This window comes from Micromonospora sp. NBC_00421 (assembly GCF_036017915.1).
Lineage (GTDB): Bacteria > Actinomycetota > Actinomycetes > Mycobacteriales > Micromonosporaceae > Micromonospora.
The window spans coordinates 1-18,672 of record NZ_CP107929.1 but is presented as its reverse complement, the minus strand read 5'-3'; the positions used below and the strand labels follow the sequence as shown (position 1 = coordinate 18,672).

The window sequence follows — 18,672 nt, the reverse complement described above, 5'->3', positions numbered from 1 at the left end:
TGATGGCCGGGTCGTCGCCTGTACCGGCAAGGATACTCGACCGACTGGGGCGTCCGCCGCCGAGTAACCGGCCGGGGCGAGGGCCGGGGGCGGTGCCGGTCGGCGGGTAATGGGCGTGCGGGCGTCCCCGGGCAACCCATAGATTCACGGCCATGGGTGGGCACGCGATCGAGGCGGTGGGACTGCACCGCAGCTACCGCACCAGGACCGGCTGGTTACGACCACAGCGCCGGGAGGTGCACGCCGTCGCCGGGGTCGACCTCACGGTGGGCCACGGTGAGCTGTTCGGCCTGCTCGGCCCGAACGGCGCCGGCAAGACCACCACCATCAAGCTGCTCAACACCCTGCTGATCCCGACCGCGGGCGAGGCCCGGATCTGCGGCTTCGACGTGGTCCGGCAGACCCGGGAGGTACGCCGGCGGATCGGTTACGTCTTCGGCGGCGACCGGGGCCTGTACGACCGGCTCTCCGCCCGGGACAACCTGCGCTACTTCGCCGAGCTGTACGGCGTACCGGGTCGGGAGCAGAAGCGCCGGATCGCCGAGCTGTTCGCGCTGGTCCGGCTGACCGGCCGGGAGGACGACCGGGTCGAGGGTTACTCCCGGGGCATGCGGCAGCGGCTGCACATCGCCCGGGGGCTGCTGCACCGGCCCCGGGTGCTCTTCCTCGACGAGCCGTCGATCGGGGTCGACCCGGTGGCCGCCCGGGAGCTGCGGCAGACCGTCGCCGAGCTGGCCGCCACCGGCACGACGGTGCTGCTGACCACGCACTACATGGCCGAGGCCGACGAGTTGTGCGGCCGGATGGCGGTGATCGCGGGCGGCCGGATCCAGGCCCTGGGCACCCCCGCCGAGCTGCGTCACCACGCCGACGGCCGGCGGGTGCTGGAGGTCGAGGCCTACGGGGTCACCGACGAGCAGGTGGCCGCGATCCGGGCCCGGCCCGGCGTACGCGAGGTGAGCCTGGCGGTGCACGGGGCGGCGCAGGTGCTCGGGGTGCAGTCCGACGCGGGGGTGGACGTGCAGGCCGACGTGCTGCGCGAGCTGAGCGGGGTACGGCTGGGCCGGGTCACCGCCCGGCAACCCACCCTGGAGGACGCGTACGTGGCGATCGTCAACCGGGCGGCGCAGCCGACGTCGGTGGCCGATCCGGTGCCGGCGTGAGCACCGCACGGATGATCGCGGTCGGCGCGCTGCTGCACGTCAAGCAGCTCAGCCGCTCCCCCTTCGAGATCGCCATCGCGCTGCTCGTCCCGGTGGTGCAGGCGACCCTGGCGGTCTACCTGTTCCGGGCCGGCGGTGAGCCGGACCGGTTGCTCGAGGCGGCGGTGGGCGCGGGCCTGATGGGGGTCTGGTCGACTGTGCTGTTCGGTTCCGGCGGGGCGATCCAGAGCCAGCGTTGGCAGGGCACCCTGGAAATGATCATGTTGGCGCCCCGACCGCCGGCGCTGGTGCTGCTGCCGATCACCCTGGCCACCGGCGTCACCGGCACGTACGCGATGCTCGCCACCCTGGCCTGGGGACGGTTGCTCTACGGCATCCCGCTCGACTTCGCCCACCCGCTGGCCTTCCCGGTCGCCGTGGTCGGCTGCATCGCCGGGTTGGGCATGTTCGGTCTGCTGCTGGCGTCCAGCTTCGTGCTGCTGCGGCACGCGAACGCCCTGGCGAACACGCTGGAGTACCCGATCTGGCTGGTCTCCGGGATGCTCGTGCCGGTCACCGCGCTGCCCGGCTGGACCGGGCCGGTCGCCGCGGTGCTGCCGACCACCTGGGGTGCCCGCGCGGTGCACGAGGCCACCGTCGGTGGGTCGGTCTGGCCGGCGCTGGGCATCTGCCTGGCGATCAGCCTGGCCTGCCTGGCCGCCGGCTGGCTGCTGATGACGTACGTCGAGCGCCGGGCCCGGGTCGCCGCGACCCTGGCCCTGGCCTGAGGGGGTCACCGATGAGCGCACTGTTGCGGCTGGTGGGCGTGGGTGGGGTGATCGCCTACCGGGCCCTGTTCAACTGGACCACCCCGTCGATCTTCGTGGGTACCCTGCTGGTGGGCCCGCTGTTCCAGCTCTTCTTCTTCGCCTACCTGGGGCGGGAGCTCGGGGTAGCCGACGACAGGTTCTACATCGTCGGCAACGCGGTGCTCAGCACCTCGTTGGCCTGCGTCTACGGCGGCACCATGGCGGTGGCCAACGAGCGACGCTTCGGCACCCTCGGGCACGTGCTGCTCTCCCCGCGCAGCCGCACCGCGATCTTCCTCGGCCGGGTGCTGCCGTACGCCGGCAACGGCCTGCTGATCGCGGCGAGCACGCTCACCGTGGCCGCGTTCCTGCTCGGCCTACGGATTCCGGTCACCGCCCTGCCCGGTCTGCTGCTGGCCCTGGCTTCGGCTTCGCTGACCTGCGGCTTCTTCGGGCTGACCCTGGGGGCGCTGGGGCTGCGCTTCCGGGACGTCTTCCTGATCTCGAACGTGGCGGCGGCGCTGCTGTTGCTGTTCACCGGGGTGAACGTGCCGGCCGAGGGTCTGCCGGCCGGCATCCGCGCGGTCGGCGGCGTGCTGCCGGTGACCCACGCCGCCGAGGCGGCCCGGCGGCTGGCCGGCGGGGCCACCCTGGGCGACGCCCTGCCGGCGATCGGCGTCGAACTGGCCGTCGGGGTCGGCTACGCCGTGCTGGCGGCCGGGTTGCTCAAGGTGTTCGAGGCGGAGTCCCGTCGCCGCGCCTCGCTGGACACCCTCTGACGGCGTCCCCTCCCCCGCGGCTGTCGGGGACCGCGCGGTCGTCGCGTCCGCCGGCCCACCACCCGGGTCAGTCGGTGATCTCCAGGTAGCGGTCGAGCATCGCGTCGACCTGGGTCGGCACCTGGAGCTGGACGAAGTGCCCGGAGCCGACGGTCTGCCCGATGACCGCCTGCGGCGCGAGCTGGGCCAGCCGGGCGTAGTCGGCGAACGGGGCGTTGCTGCCCACGAAGAGCAGCCGGCGGTCCCAGCGACGCAGGGCGGCCACGTCCCCCTCGGCGGCGGTCCACTCGGCCAGCCCGGCGATCGGCGCGTACGCCACCTCGGTGGACGGTCGGGCCGTCGCCGCCACCACCCGCTCCACCAGCCGCGGGTCGGAGTACGGCGGGAAGTACGACCTGACGATCGACTCCCGGACCGCACCCGAGGTGTCGTCCCGCAGCGAGGCGGCGACCTGGGCGATCGCGGCGGCGGCACCGGGCGGCCCGGCCACCGCGGAGTCGAGCAGCCCCAGCCCGGTGAACCGGTCCCGGTCACCGGCGGCGGCCACCAGCGACCACACCCCGCCCAGGCTGTGCCCGAGCACGAAGACCCGACGCAGGTCGAGGGCGGCGGCGAAGGACCGCAGGTGACCCGCCATCTCGGCGACCCCGTAGCCGTCGGCCGGGGGTGGACTGGCCCCGTGACCGGGCATGTCCACGGCGATCACCCGGGCCTGCCGGGCGGCCAGGTGCCGGGCCGGCGGCGCCATGAACTCGTGGTCGCAGCACCAGCCGTGCACCAGCAGGAAGGTGCCGCACCGACCCTGCCCGTACGTCCGGTACCGCATCCCGGCGGCCGTCTGCCCGTCCATCGTCGAACCTCCCCGGCGTGTGCGCAGCGTAATGGCGTTCTTCCACTTAAGCGCGCCCACCCGGTTTCGACGCGGCGTATTGTTCCTTTTGGCACGCCTGGACCTTTTCGTGGGTACGGCCAGCAGGGGGACGGGAGCCGACGGTGGACGGGCGGATCGAGGAGTTCTTCGTCGGCCTCACTGCGGACCGTCCGGGGCGGTTGCCCACCGCACCCACCGGACTGCTCCGCTTCGACGTCGTCGCCGACGACGGGGAGACCGCCACCTGGTTCGTCCGGTTCGCCGACGGGCGGGCCCGGGTCACCCGGACCGGGGACCACCCCGACTGCACGGTGGAGATCCGGCCGGAGGCGTTCGTCCGGCTGCTGGCCGGCCGGGACAACACGGTGGCGATGCTGCTACGCGGCGACGTCTCGGTCGCCGGCGACCTGGCCCTGCTGTTCACCTTCCGGCGGCTGCTGCCGGTGCCCGCCGACAGCGCCGGCACCGAACCGGCCCCCGAACTGGTCCGGGACACCACCCCCAGCTTCATCGGACTGGACGAGGTCACAAGCGTATTCGCCGGCAACATATTCATGATCAGCGCCCAGAACGGGGACGTGTCGGCGGCGCCGACCACCCCGCTCGGGCTCTTCTCCTTCGACACCCGGTTCCTGTCGACCTGGCGGCTGACCGTCAACTCCGAATCCCTCTCGGTGCTCTCCGTCGACGACGTCGCCACCTACGAGGCCAAGTTCGGGCTGGTCCCCGGGGAACCCACCCACTACGTCAACGCCACCACCTCCGTGCTGCGCCACCGCTGGGTGGGGCCGGAGTTCGAAGAGGAGATCACCCTGTTCAACTACGCGCCGGAGCCGGTGCGGTACGTCGTCCGGCTCGACGCGGGAGCGGACTTCGCCGAGGTACTGGAGGTCCGCGACGGCTTCCGCCGGGCCCGGCCGGTGACGGCCACCATCGCCGAGAACGCGCTCCGGCTGCACTACAAGCGGAGCAGCCTGCACCGCGAGACGGTGATCACCTCCAGCACACCTGCCGAGTTCGACGAGCACGGGCTGACCTGGACGTTCACCGTGGCGTCGCACGGCACCTGGTCCACCCGGCTGCGGGTGCTCGCCCTCCTGCGCGACCTGCACCGCCGCGACCTGCGGGAACGGCTGACCAGCTCGGCCGGCCGCAGCCACCACCGGCGGGGCCGGGACATCGCCGCCCGGACCGCCGGGGTGCCCCGGCTGCGCGCCGACCACAAACCGTTACAGCAGGCGTACGAGTACGGCATCCGGGACCTGGCCGCGTTGCACTACCCCGGGCTGAACTTCCAGGCCGCCCTGCCCGCCACCGGGCTGCCCTGGTCGATGGCCCTACTCGGCCGGGAGAGCCTGGTCAGCAGCTTCCAGGCGCTGCCCTTCATGCCCGACCGGGCGGTCAACACGCTGCGCATCCTGGCGCTGAGCCAGGGCGTCCGGCAGGACCCGTTCCGGGGCGAACAACCCGGCAAGATCGTCCAGGAGAGCCGGTACGGCGACTCCGGCGCGTTCAACGACACCCCGGAGGCCGCCAGCTTCACCGCGGCCGACACCACCGCCCTCTTCGTCATCCTGCTCGACGAGTACGAACGCTGGACCGGCGACGAGGAACTGGTACGCCGGTTCGAGTTCGAGGTCCGGGCCGCCATCGGCTGGCTCGGCTCCGACGCCGACCCGACCGGCACCGGCTACGTCTGGTCCACCCGCCACCCGACCCGGACCGGGCTGCAGAACGAGAGCTGGCGCAACTCCGCCGACGCGGTCTGCTTCCACGACGGCCGTTCGCCCACCTTCCCGCTGGCGATCTGCGAGATCCAGGGATACGCCTACGAAGCCCGCCGACGGGCCGCCCGGATGGCCCGCCGCTTCTGGGCCGATCCGGCCTGGGCCGACCGGCTGGAACGCGACGCCGCCGGGCTGCGGGAGCGGTTCGACAGGGATTTCTGGCTGCCCGAACGCGGCCACTACGCGGTGGCGGTGCAGCTCGACGGCACCCCACTGGACTCGCTGACGTCCAACATCGGACAGTTGTTCTGCACCGGCATAGTCGCCCCCCACCGCGCCGAACAGATGGTGGCGCACCTGTTCTCACCGGCGCTGTACTCCGGCTGGGGCATCCGCACCCTGGCCAGCACGGCGGCCGAGTACAACCCGCTCGGCCACCACACCGGCGCGATCTGGCCCTGGGAGAACTCGCTTATCGCCTGGGGGCTGCGCCGGGCCGGTTTCCGGACCCATGCCGCCCGGGTCGCCACCGGGCTGCTCGACGCCGCCCGGCACTTCCAGGGCCGGCTGCCGGCGTACCTCACCGGCTACGACCGGGCCATCACCCACGTCCCCGTCCCGCACGGCTTCACCGACAGCCCGTACGCGCCGTCGGCCGGAGCGCCCCTGATGCTGCTCCGTACGCTGCTCGGCCTCGAACCGTACGAGGACCATCTCGCCGTCGACGCCGCCGTGCCGGAGGAGCTGGGGCAGATCGAACTGCTCGACATCAGGGGCCGCTGGGGGTACGCCGACGCCCTCGGCCGGGGCCGCCCCTTCCGCGACCGCCCCACCCGGTAGCGCCTCCGGCGGAGTCAGTCCAGGGTGGGGAACCAGAGGGCGATCTCGCGCTTGGCGCTGTCGGTGGAGTCCGAGGCGTGCACCAGGTTCTCCCGGTTGGACAGCGACAGGTCGCCCCGGATCGTGCCGGCGGCGGCCTTACGGCCGTCGGTGCTACCGATCATCGCGCGGACCACCTCGATCACCTGGTCGCCGGAGAGCACCAGCGACACCAGCGGCCCGCTCGTCATGAACGTCTTCAGCGGCGGGTAGAACGGCTTGTCCACGTGCTCGGCGTAGTGCTGGTCGGCGAACCCGCCGTCCAGCGTCCGGGTCTCCAGCGCGTCGATCCGCAGGCCCTTGCGCTCGAAGCGGGAGATGATCTCGCCGACCAGGCCACGGCGCACCGCGTCCGGCTTGATCAGTACGAGAGTGCGCTCATCCGGGCTGCTGCTGGACACGCTGGGTTCCTCCTGTGCGCACAAGGCGGTTCGGCTGGGTACGGTCAGCCTAGCGACCCGGTACCGGCACCGGCGCGGCGGCTGCTCTTTCCCTCGGTCGCCGTCCGGCCTAGCCTGGCTCTGACCCCTGGGAGGTCCACTGTGGCGAATGGCGGGAACCGCACCATCGCGCCGGTACGCAAGCTGATCGCCGCGGTGCTCGGCACCGTGGCCACCTTCGTCGTCCTGTTCGGGCTGGGCATGACCAGCTGGGCCATCGTCGCGCTGGGCGTGGCCCTGGTGGTGCTCGCCATCGCCCTGGCCACCGTGCGCGGCGGCGGGCGCACCTGGGTGGTCGGCGTCGGCCACGTGCACAGCGCCTCCGAGCCACCCACCCAGTACGCCTTCGGCCGCTGCGAGCTGCAACTGGTGATCGACGCGCCGGGTCTGCCGCCCCGGTCCAAGAAGATCATCGAGCCCCGGGTGCCGGTGGCGAAGTGGCCGTCGCTGGGGCAGACCCTGCCGATCCGGGTGGCCCTGGACGACCAGCGGCACGTCCGGGTCCTCTGGGACGAGGTGCCGACCCACACCGAGTCCGCCACGAGCATGGCCGACCTGCCACCCGAGTACGGTGGGGCCGAGCCCCTCGACGACCTGCTGATCCAGCAGGAGGCCCCGCCGTGGGCGGGCCGGACGGCCGACGACGAGTTCCGGGACGACCTGCGCGATCCGCCGCCCACCGACCCGCTGCCCGACGACCCCCGGCGGCCGGAGTCGCCCCATCCCGAGCCGGCACGGGCCGAGCCACTGCGCGACGACGTCGAGGTGCTGACCGACGAGCGGAAGCCGCTTGTGGTACACCAGCGGCCCGGCCGCCCGGTGGTGCTGGAGGGCACCGTGGTCGAGCAGCCGACCGCCGGTGGACTGCCCCGTCGGGCCACGGTCACCGCCGCGCCCACCCCCCGCCCACCCGCCGAGGAACGGTTCGACGAGCCGATCCTCGACCCGGTCGACGTCCCGCTGGACGCTCCCCCCACCACCGAGGACCGGCTCGACCCGGAGCTGGACGAGGCGATCTTCGGGTACGACCCGACCACCGCGCCGGAGGACCAGGACGACCTGGCCGCCCCGATCAGCGGCGTCGGGCTGACCCTGCTGGTCACCGACCTGTCCCGGTCCCTGGAGTTCTACCGTGACAAGCTCGGCTTCGAGGAGTTCGACAGGGGCACCGGCAACGCGGTGCTCGCCTCCGGGGCGACCCGGCTGGTGCTGCGCGAGGTGACCGGGGCGGCCCCGATGAGCCGCCGGCTGGTCCACGTCAACCTGGAGGTGGACGACATCGAGGCGGCCTACCGGCGGCTCAAGGACACCGGCCTTCGGTTCACCTACGCGCCCCGGGTGGTCAACCGGGGCACCAGGGTGGAGGTGTGGGCCGCCGCCTTCCGTGACCCGGACGGGCACGGCATCGCACTTACCCAGTGGCGGGAACGCGCCGACGCCTGACCCCGCTCAGCCGAGGATGACCCGCCGCACGTGCAGCGCGTACGCCCACACCAGGGCGAAGATGACCCCGAGCCCGAACAGCGACCAGTGCAGCAGGCCGGCGAGCAGCAGCAGCCCCTGGAGCACGGTGCCCGCCGACCAGGCCCACCGGCGGCGCATCAGGCCGGCCAGCACCACCGCCGCCACGGCCAGCGTCACGGTGGCCGCGATCGCCGCTCCGCCGAAGTGCCCACCGACCACCCGGATCGGCTGGATGGCGAGCAGCAGGACCAGCGCCTCCAACCCGAGCGTCCCGGCACCGAGGCCCCGGACGGCCGCCTCGGGGTTGCGCAGCCCGGAACCCCGGGTGGCCGGGTCCGGGCGGTCCGGGACCGGCCCGGTCATCGCTTCAGCAGCCGTCGGGCGTCGGCCACCGTCACCACCGACCCGGTGACCAGCACCCCCACCCCGGACAACTCCCCCGGGACGTCGTACTCGGCCTCGGCGACGGCCGCCTCGATGGCGTCCGGCATGTCGGCGGCGACCTGGACCCGGTCCGGTCCGAAGACCTCCCGGGCCAGCTCGGCCAGCTCGTCGACGGGCATCGCCCGGGGCGAGCTGGCGCGGGTGACGACCAGCGAGTCGAGCACCGGCTCCAGCAGCTCCAGCAGACCGGCGGCGTCCTTGTCGCCGAGCACGGCGAGCACCCCGACCAGCTTGCTGAACGCGAACTCCTCCTGGAGCGCGGTGACCGTGGCGGCCATCCCGTGCGGGTTGTGCGCCCCGTCCAGCAGCACCGTCGGGGCGTTGCGGACCTTCTCCAGCCGCCCCGGGGAACTGGTCGAGGCGAAGCCCTCCCGCACGGCGTCGATGTCGAGCTGCCGCTTCGCCCCGGCCCCGAGGAACGCCTCGACGGCGGCCAGCGCCACCGCCGCGTTCTGCGCCTGGTGCGCGCCGTGCAGCGGCACGAACACCTCCTCGTACACGCCGCCGAGGCCCTGGATGGTCAGCACCTGGCCGCCGACGGCGACCGCCCGGCGCAGCACCCCGAACTCCGCGCCCTCCCGGGCGACGGTGGCGCCGACCTCGGCGCACCGCTCCAGGATCGGCCGGGCCGCCTCCTCCTCCTGCGCGGCGGCGATCACCGTCGCGCCGGGGTGGATGATGCCGGCCTTGTGCAGGGCGATGTCCTCCAGGGTGTCGCCGAGCCACTCGGTGTGGTCCAACCCGATCGGGGTGAGCACCGCCACCCCGGCCTGGAGCACGTTGGTGGCGTCCTCGGCACCGCCCAGCCCCACCTCCACCACGGCCACGTCGACAGGCGCGTCGGCGAACGTGGCGAAGGCCAGCGCCGTGGTCAGGTCGAAGTAGGTGAGCGGCTCGGCGGACCGCTGGTCGACCAGGTCGGCCAGCGGCTTCACCTCGCGGTACGTGGCGACGAAGCGTTCCTCGCCGACCGGTTCCCCGTCCAGGCTGATCCGCTCCCGGACGGTCTCCAGGTGCGGGCTGGTGTAGCGGCCGGTGTGCAGGCCGAAGGCCCGCAGCAGCGAGTCGATCATTCGGGCCGTGGACGTCTTGCCGTTGGTCCCGGTGAGATGGATCGACGGGTACGCCCGCTGCGGGCTGCCCAGCAGGTCGAGCAGCATCTCGATGCGGTCCAGCTCGAAGTGCATCCGGGTGAACCCGCGTGCGGCCAGCTCGGCGTCGACGGCGGCGAACTCGCCCCGCCCGGCCCCGGGCCGGCTGGTCTGGTCGGTACGGTCGGTCACGAGGGAAGCGCCTCCAGAGCGGCGTCGATGCGGATCAGGTCGGCCTCGGCCACCGCCAGCCGGTCACGGATCTTGGCGACCACCGGCTCGGGCGCCTTCCCGACGAACGCCGGGTTGTCGAGCTTCGCGCGGGCCTGCGCGACCTCCTTCTCGGCGGTCGCCCGGTCCTTGGTGAGCCGGGCCCGCTCGGCGGCCACGTCGATCGACCCCCGGGTGTCGAGCGCCACGCTTACCTCACCGGGCATGGCGAGGGTGGCGCTGGCCTGGAAGTCGTCGGCCGGGGCGTCCAGTCGGACCAGGGATCGGACAAGCGGCTCGTGCGCCGAGATCCCCGCCCCGGCGAGCCCGTCCAGCCGGGCGGCCACCCGCTGGGTCGGCCGCAGCCCCTGGTCGGAGCGGAACCGCCGGATCTCGGTCACCACCCCCTGGACGGTGCCGACCTCACGCTCCGCGGCGTCGTCCACAAGCGTACGGTCGGCGACCGGCCAGGCCGCCGTCACGACCGTCCCGCCGCCGGTGAGCGCGGTCCACAGCTCCTCGGTGACGAACGGGATCACCGGGTGCAGCAGCCGCAGCAACTGGTCCAGCACGTACCCGAGGACCCGGCGGGTGGCGTCGGCGGCCGGCCCACCCTCGGCGAGCACCGGCTTGGCCAGCTCCACGTACCAGTCGCAGACGTCGTCCCAGGCGAAGTGGTAGAGCAGATCACACACCTTCGCGAACTCGTACGCCTCGAACTGCTCGTCGACCTCGGCGGTGACGTGCGCGAGCCGGGACAGGATCCACCGGTCGACGGTGGAGAGCTGGTCGGCGGCCGGCAGCGGGCCGGTGGTGTGCGCGCCGTTGAGCAGGGCGAACCGGGTGGCGTTCCAGAGCTTGTTGCAGAAGTTGCGGGAGCCCTGGCACCAGTCCTCGCTGACCGGGACGTCCCCGCCCGGGTTCGCGCCCCGGGCCAGGGTGAACCGGGTGGCGTCGGCGCCGTACCTGTCGACCCAGTCCAGCGGGTCGACCACGTTGCCGAACGATTTCGACATCTTCTTGCCGTGCTGGTCGCGGACCATGCCGTGCAGGGCGACCGTGTCGAACGGCTGCCGGCCGTCCATCGCGTACAGGCCGAACATCATCATCCGGGCGACCCAGAAGAAGAGGATGTCGTAGCCGGTGACCAGCACGCTGGTCGGGTAGAACTTCGCCAGGTCCGGGGTCTGCTCCGGCCAGCCGAGGGTGGAGAACGGCCACAGGCCGCTGGAGAACCAGGTGTCCAGGACGTCCTCGTCCTGCCGCCAGCCCTCGCCGGTGGGCGGCGTCTCGTCCGGGCCGACGCAGACGATCTCGCCCGCCGGGCCGTACCAGACCGGGATCCGGTGGCCCCACCAGAGCTGCCGGGAGATGCACCAGTCGTGCATGTTGTCGACCCAGGCGAAGTAGCGCTTGGCCAGCTCGGCCGGCTCGATCTTCACCCGGCCGTCACGCACCGCGTCGCCGGCCGCCTTGGCCAGCGGGGTGGTGTCGACGAACCACTGCAACGACAGCCGGGGCTCGACAGTGGTGCCGCACCGCGAGCAGTGCCCCACCGCGTGCAGGTACGGCCGCTTCTCGGCCACGATCCGGCCCTGCTCGCGCAGCGCGGCGACGATCGCCGGGCGGGCCTCGTACCGGTCCAGGCCCTGGAACGGGCCGGGCGCGGTGACGACGCCCCGCTCGTCCATGATCGTCAGGGCGGGCAGGTCGTGCCGCTGGCCGATCTCGAAGTCGTTCGGGTCGTGCGCCGGGGTCACCTTGACCATGCCGGTGCCGAACGTCGGGTCGACGTGCTCGTCGGCGACGATCGGGATGCGCCGGCCGGTCAGCGGCACCTCGACCTCGGTGCCGATCAGGTGCCGGTACCGCTCGTCGTCGGGGTGCACGGCCACGGCGGTGTCGCCCAGCATCGTCTCGGCCCGGGTGGTGGCGACCACCACGTCGTCGCTGTACCGGATCGAGACCAGCTCGCCCTCGTCGTCGGTGTGCTCCACCTCGATGTCGGACAGCGCGGTCAGGCAGCGCGGACACCAGTTGATGATCCGGTTGGCCCGGTAGATCAACCCGTCGTCGTAGAGCTTCTTGAACATGGTCTGCACGGCCCGGGACAGGCCCTCGTCCATGGTGAAGCGCTCGCGGTCCCAGTCGACCGAGTCGCCGAGCCGGCGCATCTGGCCGAGGATCGCGCCACCGGACTCGGCCTTCCACTGCCAGACCCGCTCGACGAACTTCTCCCGGCCGAGATCGTGCCGGGACAGCCCCTGACCGGCGAGTTGCCGCTCCACCACGTTCTGGGTGGCGATGCCGGCGTGGTCCATCCCGGGCAGCCAGAGAGCCTCGTACCCCTGCATCCGCTTGCGGCGCACCAGGGCGTCCTGGACGGTGTGGTCCAGGGCATGGCCCATGTGCAGCACGCCTGTGACGTTCGGCGGGGGGATGACGATGGTGAAGGGCGGCTTGTCGCTCTGTGCCGACGCCCGGAAGTGGCCGGCGGCTACCCACTGCTCGTACCGTCGCTGCTCTACCTCGCCGGGCTGGTACTGGCCGGCTAGGGTCGGGGCGTCGGGGCGTCGGGCATCGAGTCTCTCGGTCACCTGCGAAAGTCTACGGAGCGCTTCCGCGGACCTGACGTGCGCCACCTGTCATTCGCGTACGGTGGCGAACATGTCCGACGCACATCTCACCGAGCGTCAGCTCATCGAGGGGCCGGAGCCGGTCGAACTGACCGACGAACCCATCCGGTTGAGCAACCACGACCCGCAGCACGGTCCGCAGACCGGGGCCCCGGTGTCCCGACGCCGCCGGATCGTGCTGACGGTCGCCCTCGTCGTCGGCCTGGCCGGCGCCGGGGCACTCGGCACCGCCGGCTGGCGTATCGCCCAGGAGAAGGACGTCCGGCTCGGCACACCGGAGCAGGTGGCCGGTCTCACCCGTGACGACTCGGACCGGGCCCGCAGCACCGCCGACTACCTGCGCAGCGGCTTCGCCGCCGACATCGAGCTGGACCGCAGCATCGGTACGGTCTACCGCGACCCGGCCGACGAGAAGCGGGCGGTGCTGTTCTTCGGCGGCACCACCCTGCTCTGGCAGCCGGAACGTGACCTGGACAGCCTCTTCGGTCTGATGGCCGACGAGACCGGTCGGGTGACCGACCTGCGTGAGGTGCCCGCCGGAAGGTACGGCGGCGTGATGAAGTGCGGCCGGACCAGTGGCGACGGTGGCGACTTCGCGGTCTGCGGGTGGGCCGATCACGGCAGTGTGGCGATGGGTATGTTCGCCAACCGTTCCGTCGACGAGTCGGCTGGCCTCTTCCGTCAACTCCGCGACGGCGTCCAGACCCGGAACTGAGACCCTTCTTCCCGCTCACCCACCGGGGGTGGCAACGGCACGGGTAATATGCGAGTAGGCCCACCCCGTACGGGGTGGGCCTACTCGTAATGGTTGTCCGGCGGTGTCCTACTCTCCCACACCCTCCCGAGTGCAGTACCATCGGCGCTGGAGGGCTTAGCTTCCGGGTTCGGAATGTGACCGGGCGTTTCCCCTCCGCCATGACCGCCGTAACTCTATGAACATATCAACACACGCGCGGGCTGGTCGTGTGACCAGTCGGGGTGTTTGCTTGTTCAGAGTTGCACAGTGGACGCGTAGCAGCTTCGTAGTCAAGTCCTCGGCCTATTAGTACCGGTCAACTGAACCCGTTACCGGGCTTACATTTCCGGCCTATCAACCCAGTCGTCTAGCTGGGGGCCTTACCCCACCATAGGTGGGTGGGATACCTCATCTTGAAGCAGGCTTCCCGCTTAGATGCTTTCAGCGGTTATCCCTTCCGAACGTAGCTAACCAGCCGTGCCCCTGGCGGGACAACTGGCACACCAGAGGTTCGTCCGTCCCGGTCCTCTCGTACTAGGGACAGCCCTTCTCAAGTATCCTACGCGCACGGCGGATAGGGACCGAACTGTCTCACGACGTTCTAAACCCAGCTCGCGTACCGCTTTAATGGGCGAACAGCCCAACCCTTGGGACCTGCTACAGCCCCAGGATGCGACGAGCCGACATCGAGGTGCCAAACCATCCCGTCGATATGGACTCTTGGGGAAGATCAGCCTGTTATCCCCGGGGTACCTTTTATCCGTTGAGCGACACCGCTTCCACTCGCAAGTGCCGGATCACTAGTCCCGACTTTCGTCCCTGCTCGACCTGTCAGTCTCACAGTCAAGCTCCCTTGTGTACTTGCACTCAACACCTGATTGCCAACCAGGCTGAGGGAACCTTTGGGCGCCTCCGTTACCCTTTAGGAGGCAACCGCCCCAGTTAAACTACCCACCAGACACTGTCCCTGAACCGGATAACGGTCCGAAGTTAGATACCCAAATCAACCAGAGTGGTATTTCAAGATTGCCTCCACCCATACTGGCGTACAGGTTTCACTGGCTCCCACCTATCCTACACAAGCCCATTCAGATACCAATGTCAAGCTATAGTAAAGGTCCCGGGGTCTTTCCGTCCTGCCGCGCGTAACGAGCATCTTTACTCGTACTGCAATTTCGCCGGGCCTGTGGTTGAGACAGTGGGGAAGTCGTTACGCCATTCGTGCAGGTCGGAACTTACCCGACAAGGAATTTCGCTACCTTAGGATGGTTATAGTTACCACCGCCGTTTACTGGCGCTTAAGTTCTCCGCCTCGCCCCGAAAGGCTAACAGGTCCCCTTAACGTTCCAGCACCGGGCAGGCGTCAGTCCATATACATCGAATTACTTCTTCGCATGGACCTGTGTTTTTAGTAAACAGTCGCTTCCCCCTGCTCTCTGCGGCCATACAACGCTCCACCCGCATGGGGCTTCACGTCTCCGGCCCCCCTTCTCCCTAAGTTACGGGGGCAATTTGCCGAGTTCCTTAACCACAGTTCGCCCGATCGCCTCGGTATTCTCTACCTGACCACCTGTGTCGGTTTGGGGTACGGGCCGCTAAGAACTCGCTAGAGGCTTTTCTCGGCAGCATAGGATCACTGACTTCACCTGAATCGGCTCGGCATCACGTCTCAGCCCTGTGCACCGCGGATTTGCCTACGGCACGGCCTACACGCTTACCCCGGCACAACCACCGGCCGGGCTCAGCTACCTTCCTGCGTCACCCCATCGCTTGACTACTACCTACCAGGTTCCCACGCTCCCCGTTCTTGGTCCGAAGACCGCCAACAGTTCGGGCAGTTAGCACAATAAGGTTCATCACGGGCGCTCTTTCGCGGGTACGGGAATATCAACCCGTTGTCCATCGACTACGCCTCTCGGCCTCGCCTTAGGTCCCGACTCACCCAGGGCGGATTAGCCTGGCCCTGGAACCCTTGGTCATCCGGCGGAAGGGTTTCTCACCCTTCTTTCGCTACTCATGCCTGCATTCTCACTCGTGCCGCGTCCACAACTGGGTCACCCCGCTGCTTCACCCCCGGCACGACGCTCCCCTACCCATCCACACACCTGCACCAGATATCAAGACCTGGCGAAGTATCATGTGAATGCCACAGCTTCGGCGGTGTGCTTGAGCCCCGCTACATTGTCGGCGCGGAACCACTTGACCAGTGAGCTATTACGCACTCTTTAAAGGATGGCTGCTTCTAAGCCAACCTCCTGGTTGTCTATGCGACCCCACATCCTTTTCCACTTAGCACACGCTTAGGGGCCTTAGCTGGTGATCTGGGCTGTTTCCCTCTCGACTACGAAGCTTATCCCCCGCAGTCTCACTGCCGCGCTCTCACTTACCGGCATTCGGAGTTTGGCTGATTTCGGTAAGCTTGTGGGCCCCCTAGACCATCCAGTGCTCTACCTCCGGCAAGAAACACGCGACGCTGCACCTAAATGCATTTCGGGGAGAACCAGCTATCACGGAGTTTGATTGGCCTTTCACCCCTAACCACAGGTCATCCCCCAACTTTTCAACGTTGGTGGGTTCGGCCCTCCACGCGGTCTTACCCGCGCTTCAGCCTGCCCATGGCTAGATCACTCCGCTTCGGGTCTAGAACATGCGACTACGACGCCCTATTCAGACTCGCTTTCGCTACGGCTCCCCCACACGGGTTAACCTCGCCACATGCCACTAACTCGCAGGCTCATTCTTCAAAAGGCACGCCGTCACCCCGCAAGGCTCCGACGGATTGTAGGCGAACGGTTTCAGGTACTATTTCACTCCCCTCCCGGGGTACTTTTCACCATTCCCTCACGGTACTCGTCCGCTATCGGTCACCAGGAAGTATTTAGGCTTACCAGGTGGTCCTGGCAGATTCACGGCAGATTTCAGGGGTCCGCCGCTACTCGGGAACACCCACAGAAGGTCAGCAACTTTCACCTACCGGACTCTCACCGACTACGGTCAGCCATTCCAGACTGTTCGGCTAGCCACTGACTTGATAACTCCTCGAACAAGTGTCAGCCTGTTCAGCAGGGTCCCACAACCCCGACTACGCAACCCCTGACAGGTATCACACGCAACCGGTTTAGCCTCAATCCGCTTTCGCTCGCCACTACTCACGGAATCACTATTTGTTTTCTCTTCCTACGGGTACTGAGATGTTTCACTTCCCCGCGTTCCCCCCATACACCCTATGTGTTCAGGTGCAGGTGACACCACATGACTGGTGCCAGGTTTCCCCATTCGGACACCCTGGGATCACAGCTTGGTTGACAGCTCCCCCAGGCCTATCGCGGCCTCCCACGTCCTTCATCGGCTCCTGGTGCCAAGGCATCCACCGTTCGCCCTTGACAACTTGACCACAAAGATGCTCGCGTCCACTGTGCAATTCTCAACAAACAACCAACCCACAACCCACAGCCCCACACCAAACAGCCCCCCACAGGGAACCCGGTATGCGAGACCAGGCCATGCCTGGCACCCCCCCGACAAGCATCACGCCCGTCAACGAGGCTCCGAAACAACAACCCGAGAGTTGTTCCTTCAGGACCCAACAGGGTGCTCTACATCCCTCCCCAGCCGCACCAACCCGACCGTTCCCACCACCCCGAAGAGCAGCTGTACTAGATCATCACGGCCGTTGCCAGGAACGAACTCACCAGTGTCTCCGCCATTCGAGCACCCCAACCCAACATGTGCAGGTCGCGGGCTCCATACCAGCTTTCACTGGATGGTGCTCCTTAGAAAGGAGGTGATCCAGCCGCACCTTCCGGTACGGCTACCTTGTTACGACTTCGTCCCAATCGCCAGCCCCACCTTCGACGGCTCCCTCCACAAGGGTTGGGCCACCGGCTTCGGGTGTTGCCGACTTTCGTGACGTGACGGGCGGTGTGTACAAGGCCCGGGAACGTATTCACCGCAGCGTTGCTGATCTGCGATTACTAGCGACTCCGACTTCACGGGGTCGAGTTGCAGACCCCGATCCGAACTGAGACCGGCTTTTTGGGATTCGCTCCACCTCACGGTATCGCAACCCATTGTACCGGCCATTGTAGCATGCGTGAAGCCCTGGACATAAGGGGCATGATGACTTGACGTCATCCCCACCTTCCTCCGAGTTGACCCCGGCAGTCTTCGATGAGTCCCCGCCATAACGCGCTGGCAACATCGAACGAGGGTTGCGCTCGTTGCGGGACTTAACCCAACATCTCACGACACGAGCTGACGACAGCCATGCACCACCTGTGACCGCCCCCGAAGGACCTGCCATCTCTGACAGTTTTGCGGCCATGTCAAACCCAGGTAAGGTTCTTCGCGTTGCATCGAATTAATCCGCATGCTCCGCCGCTTGTGCGGGCCCCCGTCAATTCCTTTGAGTTTTAGCCTTGCGGCCGTACTCCCCAGGCGGGGCGCTTAATGCGTTAGCTGCGGCACAGGAAACCGGAGAGGCCCCCCACACCTAGCGCCCAACGTTTACAGCGTGGACTACCAGGGTATCTAATCCTGTTCGCTCCCCACGCTTTCGCTCCTCAGCGTCAGTATCGGCCCAGAGACCCGCCTTCGCCACCGGTGTTCCTCCTGATATCTGCGCATTTCACCGCTACACCAGGAATTCCAGTCTCCCCTACCGAACTCTAGCCTGCCCGTATCGACCGCAGGCTTGGGGTTGAGCCCCAAGTTTTCACGGTCGACGCGACAAGCCGCCTACGAGCTCTTTACGCCCAATAAATCCGGACAACGCTCGCACCCTACGTCTTACCGCGGCTGCTGGCACGTAGTTGGCCGGTGCTTCTTCTGCAGGTACCGTCACTTACGCTTCGTCCCTGCTGAAAGAGGTTTACAACCCGAAGGCCGTCATCCCTCACGCGGCGTCGCTGCATCAGGCTTCCGCCCATTGTGCAATATTCCCCACTGCTGCCTCCCGTAGGAGTCTGGGCCGTGTCTCAGTCCCAGTGTGGCCGGTCGCCCTCTCAGGCCGGCTACCCGTCGTCGCCTTGGTAGGCCATCACCCCACCAACAAGCTGATAGGCCGCGAGCCCATCCCAGGCCGAAAAACTTTCCACCACCCACCATGCGGAAGGAGGTCATATTCGGTATTAGCCCCCGTTTCCGAGGGTTATCCCAAAGCCTAGGGCAGGTTACTCACGTGTTACTCACCCGTTCGCCGCTCGAGTACCCCGAAGGGCCTTTCCGCTCGACTTGCATGTGTTAAGCACGCCGCCAGCGTTCGTCCTGAGCCAGGATCAAACTCTCCAACAAAAACTTGTTGAACAATCCATCCCGACAACAAACAAATGTTGCCAAAGGAATCCCCACCGAACAAACCCGAAAGTCTGCCCAGCGCGGGGTATAAATCATCATTGGCACTGGCTTATCAAGCACCCTGTTGAGTTCTCAAAGAACAACCACAC

11 protein-coding genes and 3 rRNA genes are annotated in these 18,672 nt (G+C 68.2%); 6 read left to right on the top strand and 8 right to left on the bottom strand.

The window, feature by feature from the left end; genetic code table 11:
* Positions 1-152 precede the first annotated feature (152 nt).
* From OHQ87_RS00070 to OHQ87_RS00060, 3 genes are read left to right on the top strand one after another with little or no spacing between them, the layout of a single operon-like run.
* The gene (locus OHQ87_RS00070) at positions 153-1,163 is read left to right on the top strand and encodes an ABC transporter ATP-binding protein (RefSeq protein WP_328343762.1); all 1,011 of its coding nucleotides are present in this window, start codon (positions 153-155) and stop codon (positions 1,161-1,163) included.
* Positions 1,160-1,930, top strand: a complete 771-nt coding sequence (locus tag OHQ87_RS00065) for an ABC transporter permease (protein ID WP_328343760.1) — start codon at positions 1,160-1,162, stop codon at positions 1,928-1,930. Before OHQ87_RS00070 ends, OHQ87_RS00065 begins: the two co-directional genes overlap by 4 nt.
* A gap of 11 nt (positions 1,931-1,941) precedes the next feature.
* Complete coding sequence (locus OHQ87_RS00060) at positions 1,942-2,730, top strand: ABC transporter permease (protein WP_328343758.1); 789 nt, start codon at positions 1,942-1,944, stop codon at positions 2,728-2,730.
* A 67-nt stretch (positions 2,731-2,797) separates the two neighbouring features.
* Here the strand turns inward: OHQ87_RS00060 and OHQ87_RS00055 are convergent, their stop codons facing one another.
* Positions 2,798-3,580 (bottom strand): alpha/beta fold hydrolase, encoded by a 783-nt coding sequence (locus OHQ87_RS00055; protein ID WP_328343756.1) that lies wholly within the window; start codon positions 3,578-3,580, stop codon positions 2,798-2,800.
* 143 nt (positions 3,581-3,723) lie between these two features.
* Between OHQ87_RS00055 and OHQ87_RS00050 the strand changes: the two genes are divergently transcribed.
* Positions 3,724-6,168, top strand: a complete 2,445-nt coding sequence (locus tag OHQ87_RS00050) for a glycogen debranching N-terminal domain-containing protein (protein ID WP_442930631.1) — start codon at positions 3,724-3,726, stop codon at positions 6,166-6,168.
* A 14-nt stretch (positions 6,169-6,182) separates the two neighbouring features.
* Here OHQ87_RS00050 and ndk read toward each other — a convergent pair whose 3' ends face one another.
* Entirely contained in the window at positions 6,183-6,608 is a 426-nt protein-coding gene (gene ndk / locus OHQ87_RS00045) for a nucleoside-diphosphate kinase (protein ID WP_328343754.1), read from the bottom strand.
* A 141-nt stretch (positions 6,609-6,749) separates the two neighbouring features.
* On the opposite strand from ndk, the gene OHQ87_RS00040 reads away from it, so the two are divergent.
* On the top strand, positions 6,750-8,090 hold the full coding sequence (locus tag OHQ87_RS00040) for a VOC family protein (protein WP_328343752.1): 1,341 nt from the start codon (positions 6,750-6,752) through the stop codon (positions 8,088-8,090).
* Positions 8,091-8,096: 6 nt separating this feature from the next.
* Here the strand turns inward: OHQ87_RS00040 and OHQ87_RS00035 are convergent, their stop codons facing one another.
* The 3 genes from OHQ87_RS00035 to OHQ87_RS00025 form a co-directional block, all read right to left on the bottom strand.
* Complete coding sequence (locus OHQ87_RS00035) at positions 8,097-8,474, bottom strand: DUF4233 domain-containing protein (protein ID WP_328343750.1); 378 nt, start codon at positions 8,472-8,474, stop codon at positions 8,097-8,099.
* Positions 8,471-9,742: a bifunctional folylpolyglutamate synthase/dihydrofolate synthase gene (locus OHQ87_RS00030; protein ID WP_328348687.1), complete on the bottom strand. Its 1,272-nt coding sequence runs from the start codon at positions 9,740-9,742 to the stop codon at positions 8,471-8,473. Before OHQ87_RS00030 ends, OHQ87_RS00035 begins: the two co-directional genes overlap by 4 nt.
* 92 nt (positions 9,743-9,834) lie before the next feature.
* Positions 9,835-12,453 carry a valine--tRNA ligase gene (locus tag OHQ87_RS00025; RefSeq protein ID WP_328343749.1) on the bottom strand — a complete coding sequence of 873 codons (2,619 nt, stop codon included), beginning with the start codon at positions 12,451-12,453 and terminating at the stop codon, positions 9,835-9,837.
* 70 nt (positions 12,454-12,523) lie between these two features.
* Here OHQ87_RS00025 and OHQ87_RS00020 point away from each other — a divergent pair, with 70 nt between their 5' ends.
* The gene (locus OHQ87_RS00020) at positions 12,524-13,207 is read left to right on the top strand and encodes a hypothetical protein (protein ID WP_328343748.1); all 684 of its coding nucleotides are present in this window, start codon (positions 12,524-12,526) and stop codon (positions 13,205-13,207) included.
* Positions 13,208-13,302: 95 nt separating this feature from the next.
* On the opposite strand, the gene rrf is transcribed toward OHQ87_RS00020, so the two are convergent.
* From rrf to OHQ87_RS00005, 3 genes are all read right to left on the bottom strand, one after another.
* Positions 13,303-13,419 (bottom strand): 5S ribosomal RNA (gene rrf / locus OHQ87_RS00015).
* Positions 13,420-13,514: 95 nt separating this feature from the next.
* A 23S ribosomal RNA gene (locus OHQ87_RS00010) occupies positions 13,515-16,622 on the bottom strand.
* A gap of 383 nt (positions 16,623-17,005) precedes the next feature.
* Positions 17,006-18,520 (bottom strand): 16S ribosomal RNA (locus tag OHQ87_RS00005).
* Together the 16S, 23S and 5S rRNA genes form the textbook arrangement of a ribosomal RNA operon.
* Between the last annotated feature and the right edge of the window lie 152 nt (positions 18,521-18,672).

Coding starts and splice junctions, on each gene's coding strand:
- OHQ87_RS00070 (WP_328343762.1), top strand. CDS start 153: ATGGGTGGGCACGCGATCGAGGCGGTGGGACTGCACCGCAGCTACCGC.
- OHQ87_RS00060 (WP_328343758.1), top strand. CDS start 1,942: ATGAGCGCACTGTTGCGGCTGGTGGGCGTGGGTGGGGTGATCGCCTAC.
- OHQ87_RS00055 (WP_328343756.1), bottom strand. CDS start 3,580: ATGGACGGGCAGACGGCCGCCGGGATGCGGTACCGGACGTACGGGCAG.
- OHQ87_RS00035 (WP_328343750.1), bottom strand. CDS start 8,474: ATGACCGGGCCGGTCCCGGACCGCCCGGACCCGGCCACCCGGGGTTCC.
- OHQ87_RS00030 (WP_328348687.1), bottom strand. CDS start 9,742: ATGCACTTCGAGCTGGACCGCATCGAGATGCTGCTCGACCTGCTGGGC.
- OHQ87_RS00020 (WP_328343748.1), top strand. CDS start 12,524: ATGTCCGACGCACATCTCACCGAGCGTCAGCTCATCGAGGGGCCGGAG.